The following is a 9,154-nucleotide window of genomic DNA, read 5'->3' as shown; positions in this document are numbered from 1 at the left end:
GTCAGACAAAATCCGCGACGTTCACTCGTGAACGTTATGGTCCGGAAACGGACAGTGGCGAGGAACTAAATTGCTGGTTACCAGTCATCATTTTTGCGGCATTTTTTTAGCGGTAGGGGGAAACGCTTTCCGTACTAAAATTACCTGATCATGCTCACCCGTTTTTTTGCCTTGTTGATTACTGCTGTTTTTTTTGCGGCATCCGTTTATGCGCAGTACCCGGAGAAAGTGGTTTTTGATCCGAAAGACAGTACAGGCAATACTTACCTTGCCGTACCACCGCTTTCCCATCATATAAAAGGCGTAGTGGTGGTGCTGTATAACTTTTACCGGCCGGATAACCTGGTGCCGGAAACAAAGCTGCACAATGTGGCCTGCGCCAATGATCTGCTGACTGTTTTTGTTCCCATGAAAGAGTTGCTGTATGCCGATACAGCTGCTGTAAACCGCGTTAGTACTGTATTGCGGCACATAGCCGGTAAGTATAAAGCGGATACATCGAAATTTGTATTGGCGGGGTATGATTATGCCAGTAACATCGCATTGCGTTATACGGAATTAACCCAACAGTTCCCGGCCGCATACGCCATACATCCCAAAGCCGTTTTTACTGTGAGCGGCCCGGTGGACCTGTTTGGACTATGGGACTGGTGCCAGCAGGTGATCCGCAAACAACCGAACGACGGACAGGTAGGAGACGCCGGTTTTATCATCGATAAAATGACCCGTGAAATCGGAACGCCGGCTACACGGCGGGAACGTTACCAGGCGCTCACGCCTTTTAACAGCCGGGATACCGCAGCTGGCAATGAACGGTACCTGCAACGTATACCCGTTCGCGTATATTATGATACGGACATTGCCTGGTTACTGAAGGAACGACGCAACAGCTTATACGATACCTATATACCCGATGCCACGGAACTGGTGAGCCGCCTGCTCCTGGCAGGCAATACGGAAGCGGCGTTTATGGTGGCGCAACAACCGGGCAAACGTATTAATGGTTCCCGCTACCCGGAAGCATTTTCTATTGTAGATGAAACCGAATGTATACAATGGATCAAACATACCCTGGATATTTTTGACCCGGTGAACTGGCAGCCGCCTTATAAATTGAATAAGCCCAAAGGCTGGGGCACAGAACATTTCGAGGTGCCGGTCGATTTTGCGCCGGAGATCCGCTATAAAGGGGTGGAAGACATCCGCTTTGCACCCGGTTGGGGCGACAGCGCCAGCGCGGAACACTGGTCGTATGCCTTCCTCTGGTGGCTGAAAGATAAACCGGTGATAGATGCACCTACATTAAACAGCTATCTTACCGCTTACTATAATGGCCTTGTAAACCGCAATATCATTAGTCGCCGGATACCTGCAGAGAAACAGGTGCCTACCATTGTGAATATCAAAAAAGTGAAAACAGCAGCGGGAGATGCAGATACCTACGGAGGCAGTATCCGGATGTTGAATTATATGGTACAGCGCCCTGTGGAATTGCACTGTACCATACATGTAAAGCATTGCGAAGCGCAGGAGCGTACCGCCCTTTTCTTTGAAATTTCCCCCCAGCCCGCCACGCATATTATCTGGCAGCAAATGGACCAGCTATGGAGCAGCTTCCGCTGCAATTAATTACTGACTGCCATCGGCAGGATAAATATCAAATACGCCTCCTTTCATCAGGTCGGTATGCAACAGGCGTTTAGTATTGTATCGCTTACCGTCCTTTTTAATGGCGCCAATAAACGCCGGCATATATTTGTTATCTACATTGATGGTGGTAGTGGTATTAACGCCGGTATGGATAACAATACGTTCAAACGCAGGAATCGTGATGGCATATTCCGGCGCAACGGGGTTCACGGGGTAAAAGCCCATAGCGGCAAACACGTACCAGGCACTGATCTGGCCGGCATCATCATTACCGCATAACCCTCCCGGCCCTACGCCGTATTCCATCGCCCTGATTTCGCGGGTGTGCGCAATTGTTTTCGTTTGCGCGTTTACGTAGTTATAGAGAAAAGGGATCTGGTGACCGGGCTCATTACCATGCCAATATTGCTGCTTCAGGAAAAGACTGTCCAGCGCCGCTTCAAACTTTTTGCTGCCGCCGGTTAGTTTGATGAGCCCGGGAATATCATGAGGCACGTAGAATCCGTATTGCCGTGGTGTTCCCTCCGTAATAAAAAACATTTTCTTATCCCTGTCGGGGTGTTCATACCAATTGCCCGATGCGTACCGGCCGTTTACATCTCCCAGCTGCGGATCAAACACATTGGCATAGTTGCCGGCTCTTTTCTTCAGCGCTGCGTAATCTTCCTGCCGGTTTAATGCTTTCGCAATGGTGGATAAAGCATAATCGTCGAAAGCATATTCCAGTGTGCGGGATACCTGTTCGCGGCTATGGAAGGCATATGGCACGTTATCTTCCAAAGGAACATACCCGTATTTCAGGTAAGAAGACAAAGCCCTGCGGCCCTTGCCTTCTTTATAATCGGCTGCAGCGGCGGTATCAAAAGCGTTTTGCCGCATCAGCCGGTACGCTTCTTTGATATCATAGTTGCGGATACCTTTATTATAGGCAGACGCAATAAAAGGAATGGCATGATCGCCGATCATAGCAGCTGTGTAATTATTCCAGCAGGGGAAAATAGGGAGCCACCCGCCCTGCTGCCCTTTCAGGATCAGGGAACGTACCAGGTCGTTGATCAGCGCGGTGTCAAGTATTTCATACAACGGCAGCTGTGCGCGGTAAATATCCCACATGGAAAAGTCGTCGTAGTAGTTGCCGGAGGCCAGTTGTTTTACCTGGTACGATTGCGCAAAAGCGGGGTAAGTGCCTTTTACATCGCTGAACAGGCGTGGGTGTTGCATGGTATGATATAATGCAGTATAGAAGATCTTCTTATCTTTTTCGGAAGAACCGGTTACTTCAATTTTACCCAGTGCCTTGTTCCATACCTCGTTGCCTGCTGCAGTTGCTGCGTTAAAATCCCAGTGATTGATTTCTGCTGCAAGATTTTCCCGGGCAGCTTCAATACTGGTGAAAGAGGTACCTACACGGATCCTGATCACGCTGCCTTTATGTACACTGAATTTCACAGCGCTGCCAATGCCTGCCTGGTCTTTGATGCTATCGGCAGTTAATACATGGTTGCCCTGGAATACGTTGGCTTCATTGAAGCCTTCTTCAAACTGCACAACGAAGTAACCACTGAAACCGGCAGGCTGCCCCTGTCCCTGGTAGATGCGGAACGCGGGGTTATAGCCGGATATTTCTTTCCGCTGCCGGTCGATATACACGGCGCCTTTACCCCGGTCGCTGTTGGGCCGGATGATCATATAACAATCATCGTCTTTAGTGAAGGTGAACTGCATCATGCTGCAACGCGCAGTAGCAGTTACCTCCGCCTTTATTTTATTTTTACCCAGCAGGATGCCGTAGTAAGCGGGTGTAGCCTTTTCACTGGTGTTTACAAAGGGAACCGCATAATTTTCAGGAACGGTTTTAAGTTCCCCGCAAACCGGCATTATGGTCATACTGCCGTAATCTTGTGTGCAGGAGCCGCTGAGCCAGTGTGTACCGCGGAAGCCGGTGAAAAGGGAATCGGTATAGTAATAAGGCGCTACACATTTTTGTTCGGTGAGCCTGGTTTGTGGCGTCCATTGGGTCATACCGAAAGGCGTACCAATGGCAGGAATGGTATTGGCCAGCTGCTCCGTGCCTGCGCCATGCATAAGCGCTGTGAGCGTGGTGCTTTTAGCTGTGCCGGTGAAGGGATCTACATAAGCCAACAGCTGGTTGGTTTGTGCAAAAGCACTTGCCATACCAGCTGTTAAACATAAAAAAATAAGAACGGTTTTACGTATCATCAATATCCTTTGTTTTGTTTGATCTTATCCCTGTTGATATCTATCTGGCTTTGCGGCACAGGTATCACCAGGTTATCGGCAGTAAGATCGGCTACTAACCTGATCTGTGCCTTTTTGCTGTTAAGCACCGGGATGGCCCTGCCGGTGCGTACCAGGTCGTACCAGCGATGTCCTTCAAAAGCCAGTTCCACGCGTCTTTCATTTTCTATAGCCAGCCGGAATGCTGCCTGGTTGGGCACATCGGTGGTTGTTTTTTCTCCAAGCCCTGCTCTCTTACGGATGCTGTTCAGGTAAGTAAAAGCTTCGCCGCCGCCCTGGTAGCCAATTTCATTGAGGGCTTCTGCATACATCAGCAACACATCTGCATAACGGATCACGGGGAAGTTGTTGCCATTATCATTTTTAGTGGCAGGTACATCAAAGTACTTCTTCACAAAATAATAATTTACAGTAGTTCCGCTGGCATTTACATAAGAAGTGGCCATAGAAAAATTCTTTCTTACATCACCGGCTTCATAAGCGTTTTCCATATCGGGAGTTGGTTGGTTATTACCATCGCCGCCGAACATGATCACGGCATTACCGGAGTTTTCAGGGGCAAATGAATTAGGCAGGGGGTTGCCTTCCTTTAAGCCGCCGGATTTGTATTGCACGTCAAAAACGGATTCTTTATTATTTTTCTTTGCCACATCAAATACATCTGCATATTTATCCAGTATGGCATAGGCGCCCGAGCTGATCACTTCTTTGAGCTTTGCTGCCGCCTCTGGATATTTATGTTGTGTGAGCAGCACCTTTCCCAGTAAGGCTTTGGCGGCTCCGCTGGTAGCCCTGCCGATGTCGGCGCCGGTATAGCTTACCGGTAGTACGGCTTCGGCAGCCTTCAGGTCGGTTTCAATTTGTGCGTACACACTGGTCGCCGGGTCGCGTGTATATTCATATGCCTGGTCGGCATTGGTGATTTCGGTAACTACCAGCGGCACATCGCCAAAGGAACGTACCAGGTTAAAGTATACCAGCGCGCGGAGAAACTGTGCTTCAGCGGTGAAGCGCTTTTTCAGCGAATCGCTCATGGCAATGGGCGTAATCCTTGAAAGGATGGTGTTGCTGCGGGAAATGGCTTTGTAGCTATCGCTCCAGCGTGCAGCCACAAACGGGTTGGTGGTTTTGATATAGAACCGGTCAAATTCATCCTGGTCTGTTATGGTACCGGATGGCACGGGGAAATTATTATCAGATGGAATATCGCCGTAAATGTATGCGTTGCCAAACACCCCGCCCGATTGTAAGGAACCGTAGTTGGCATTGAGTGCATTTTTGAAATCGTCTGCCGTTTTGTAAAAGTTTTCGGTGGTAGCTGTAGAAGGAGGGAGCTGCTCAAGGAAGCTCTTTTTGCAGGCGGTAAATGACACCGCTGCTGCCAGTAATATGTATATATAATTTATGCGCATGTTCTTTAATTTTTTAGCAAGATCAGAATCCGATATTTACCCCAACCACGAATGTTCTGGCGAGCGGATACCGGCCATAGTCTACGCCGCTGGTTAAAGCGCCTTCGTAATTGCTTACTTCAGGATTGTAGTTCAGGTAATTGGTAAAGGTGTACAGGTTTTGGGCGGACAAATAGATCCTGGCCTGTTGAACCCGGATGTGCTGCAATAGTTTTTCAGACAGCTGGTAGCCAATGCTTACGTTCTGGATACGCAGGTAGCTGGCATCTTCCACCCAGCGGTCGGAGATAGCGCCGTTGTTACCGGTAGTGCGCTGGTTGGCGCGGGGGATAATGCCGTTACCCGGTTTATCTTCCGACTGCCAGCGGTTCAGTACAGTAGTGAGCTGGTTAGCGCTGCCTTCTACGTTCTCAAAGAAGCGGCGGCTGAGGTTCAGTATCTGTCCGCCCTGCTGGCCTTGTATGGCCACCATAAGATCGAAGTTCCTATAGCGGAAAGTGTTGGTTAAACCGTAAATAAAATCAGGTTGACTGTTCCCAATTACTGTGCGGTCATCTGCGGTGATCTTTCCATCTTTATTTACATCTTCAAACTTCACATCACCCGGCCTGGAAGTAATATCGTGGGGGAATTTATCCAGGTCGGCCTGGTTCTGGAAGATGCCTATCTGTTTGTATCCGTAGATATTACCGATCGGTTTGCCGATAACGGTGATATTGGTTTCATTCACGCCGGAATTGCTGCGGATGGGGTCCCCTGTAGGTCCCAGCGCTGTTACGGTATTGCGGTTAAAGGAAAGGGTGGCATTGGTGTTCCAGGTAAAGGCGCCGGTGAGGTTGCGGGAGGCAACGGAAAATTCCCATCCTTTATTTTCAATGGCGCCGATATTTTTTACAACAGTGCTGAAGCCGGTGATGGTTGGCACGTTCACCGCCAGCAACAGGTCGTTGGTATTTCTTTTATAGTAGTCGATACCGATAACGACCCTTTCATGGAATAACCCGATGTCGGCGCCGGCGTCAAACTGTTTGCTTTTTTCCCATCCCAGTTGCGGGTTACCCAGTGTGGCGGCGCCAATGCCGTTTACCAGTGAATTGTTGAAGCTGTAGTTATCTGCACTGAGCGTAGCAAGGTAGGGGTAGTTCTCGCCGAACTGGTTATTACCTGCCAGTCCATAGCTTACGCGCAGCTTAGCGTTGGAGATCACCGGGATGTTTTTCATAAACGGCTCTTCTGTAAGCACCCATCCCACGGAGCCGGCGGGGAATACGCCCCACCTGTTTTGTGCGCCGAAAATGGAAGATCCGTCAGCGCGCAGGGATACATTGGCGATGTACTTTTCCTTGTAGTTATAGGTAGCACGGCCAAAGTAGGAGGTGGAGGTACTGGCGGTTCTGAAAGAATAGACACTGCTTGGTAACCCTGCTGCATTCAGCGTTGGCACTACGTCGTTGGCATAAGCGGTACCAACCGCCTGGCTTTTCTGGTATTGAAGTTTATACGCTTCCATACCCACCAATACATCAATGTTGTGCGGACCGGTGGTTTTTGTATAGTTGAGGGTCTGGTTAAATAACCAACTGGTGGTCATATCAGTAGAATCTGCTCCCACGGCCTGTGTAGGCGGCAATATCTGGTTCAGCGGCAGGCGGGAGGTTTTATAGGAACTCCTCCTGGTAGACCCGACATTGAAATTACCGGTGGCACGATAGGTAAAATCTTTCCAATTATAGGATGCGTACACATTGGTAAGCAAATTGGTGGTGATCAGCTCATTCGGATTCTCGGTAATGTTAGCTACAGGGTTGGTGATGCCGGGCCAGCCATAAGGGGCGGCCAGCGCGGTTTGCGAGGTATAGGCGCTATGGTCGTCATTCCAGATGGGCGTCATTGGTACGGCAGATAAGGCCGCATTGATGATGCCGTTGTTAGCCCAGTGGCCATCGCTGTTTACATCGTTCTGGATCTTATATACCGGGTTGATATTGGCCCCCAGCTTGAAGCGTTCCGATACGTTGATGTCTACATTGGCACGGATAGAGTAGCGGTCCAGCGTTGATTTTTCAATGATCCCGTCCTGTTTCAGGTAGCCGCCGGTTACCAGGTATTGTGCATTATCGTTACCACCGCTGGCGGTTACCTGGTAATTGTTGATCATTCCTTTCCGGAAAATCATGTCCTGGTAATCGTAGGTAGGCATGGCGGCCACTTTTTGCGGGTCATCAAAGTTGAACCATTCGAACAGATCGCCGCGGGGATAACGGTACCGCAGGTACGAAGATGGCCTTACCGTGTTAGGATCTGATATACTGGCGCCGGGTACATTATCGAGATAAGCATTGTTGGAGGCTTCTTTGGAGAACTCGGCAAACTGCTGCGAGTTCAGTACATCTATTTTTTTAGACAGCTCCTGGAATCCCGTATATACGTCGGCGTTAAACTTCGTTTTACCGGATTTACCGCGTTTGGTGGTTACAATCAACACGCCGTTAGAACCTTTGGAGCCATAAATGGCGGTGGAAGACGCATCTTTCAGCACATCAATGCTTTGAATATCGGTGCTGCTGAGGTTACTGAAAATGCTGGCGTCTACAATGTTTCCATCTACCACAATAAGCGGGTTGGTACCTGCCGTGATAGAGCCAAAGCCACGTACTTTGATGGCGGGTGTAGCGCCGGGGGCGCCGCCTGTTTGCTGTACCACCACGCCGGGGATCTTTCCCTGCATACCGGTGGCCACATTAGAAAGGGGCATGTCGCGCATTTCGGCCATAGGTACAGAAGCGATGGCAGCGGTTACATTCCTTTTCTTCTGGGTACCGTATCCCACTACTATTACGTTATTCAGTGAACGGGTTTCTTCCTTCAGTATAATATTCAGCGGTGTGCTGCTACCCGCGGCTATTTCCACGGAAGCATAGCCTATCATGCTGAAAACAAGCATGCTCTTTTCGTCGGGTACCCTAATGGAGAAGTGGCCGTTGACATCTGTAATGGCGCCGCCACCGCCATTTTTGATGGTAATGGTTACATTGGGCAGCCCGTTGCCTTTTTCATCTGTCACCTTGCCGCTTACGGTGATCACACGTGCGGATAATGGCACGGGATCGGTGATCCGCTTTTCGGTGATAACGATGGTGTTACCATTGAGCGACCAGGCGAGGCTGGTATTTTCCAGCAGGAGGTTGAGGGTTTGTAATACCGACCTGCGTTCCGACGGCAAAGTAATGTTGTCATAGGGAGAGAGCTGGGCGGCTACATAAGCAAATTTAAAAGCGCTTTGTTGCTGGATCTGCCGGATCCCCTCCTTTAGTGACTGCCGTTTAAGATTCACGGTAACGTCTACTTCTTCCAATCGCTGCGCTTTGCCGGGAGCAGCTACCAGCATATTGATGCTGAAAAGAAAAGCAGAGGCGAGTAAGCAACTTAATTTCATATAATACGCAAACGTTCGCTTTGGGAAAAGGCGTAGCCTTCCCCTGATAAGAAATTTCATACCTTTGGGTAGTTTTTAAATGTTTACCTAAATGTTTAAGACAACCGGCTATACTAACTCGTCCTTAGTATAGCCTTTTTTAAAATCGTTTATCCAGCCAGATAATACTGTCCTGTCCTTTTTCCCATTGAGCATGCGTTAGCTCGCAAATTACGTCCAGCGCCTGTTTCATAGGGTCGTTGATAAAATTGCCAGTGAATTTTTTGCTCCGCAGGGATTCATCCCTGAACCGGATATCAATACCGTAATATTTGTTGATCAGTGGAATAGCTGCTTCAAAGGAAACATCTTCAAATACCGGTTCGTCTTTTTTCCATACCAGTACTTCTTTCATATT

5 protein-coding genes are annotated in these 9,154 nt (G+C 49.0%); 1 reads left to right on the top strand and 4 read right to left on the bottom strand.

Annotation, left to right across the window (positions count from 1 at the left end):
* Positions 1-150 precede the first annotated feature (150 nt).
* Positions 151-1,629 (top strand): hypothetical protein, encoded by a 1,479-nt coding sequence (locus VN105_RS11560; protein ID WP_325640980.1) that lies wholly within the window; start codon positions 151-153, stop codon positions 1,627-1,629.
* Here the strand turns inward: VN105_RS11560 and VN105_RS11555 are convergent, their stop codons facing one another.
* From VN105_RS11555 to VN105_RS11540, 4 genes are all read right to left on the bottom strand, one after another.
* The gene (locus VN105_RS11555) at positions 1,630-3,870 is read right to left on the bottom strand and encodes a GH92 family glycosyl hydrolase (protein ID WP_325640978.1); all 2,241 of its coding nucleotides are present in this window, start codon (positions 3,868-3,870) and stop codon (positions 1,630-1,632) included. It lies immediately after the preceding gene.
* Positions 3,870-5,321: a RagB/SusD family nutrient uptake outer membrane protein gene (locus VN105_RS11550; RefSeq protein WP_325640976.1), complete on the bottom strand. Its 1,452-nt coding sequence runs from the start codon at positions 5,319-5,321 to the stop codon at positions 3,870-3,872. The genes VN105_RS11555 and VN105_RS11550 overlap by 1 nt, the downstream gene beginning before the upstream one ends.
* A gap of 22 nt (positions 5,322-5,343) precedes the next feature.
* Positions 5,344-8,757 (bottom strand): TonB-dependent receptor, encoded by a 3,414-nt coding sequence (locus VN105_RS11545; RefSeq protein WP_325640974.1) that lies wholly within the window; start codon positions 8,755-8,757, stop codon positions 5,344-5,346.
* Positions 8,758-8,896: 139 nt separating this feature from the next.
* On the bottom strand, positions 8,897-9,154 hold a 258-nt coding region (locus tag VN105_RS11540; RefSeq protein ID WP_325640972.1), incomplete at its 5' end, for a DUF4974 domain-containing protein.

The sequence above is a fragment of the Chitinophaga sp. genome, assembly GCF_035564935.1.
Taxonomy (GTDB): Bacteria; Bacteroidota; Bacteroidia; order Chitinophagales; family Chitinophagaceae; genus Chitinophaga.
This window is presented reverse-complemented; position numbering and strand designations above follow the sequence as displayed.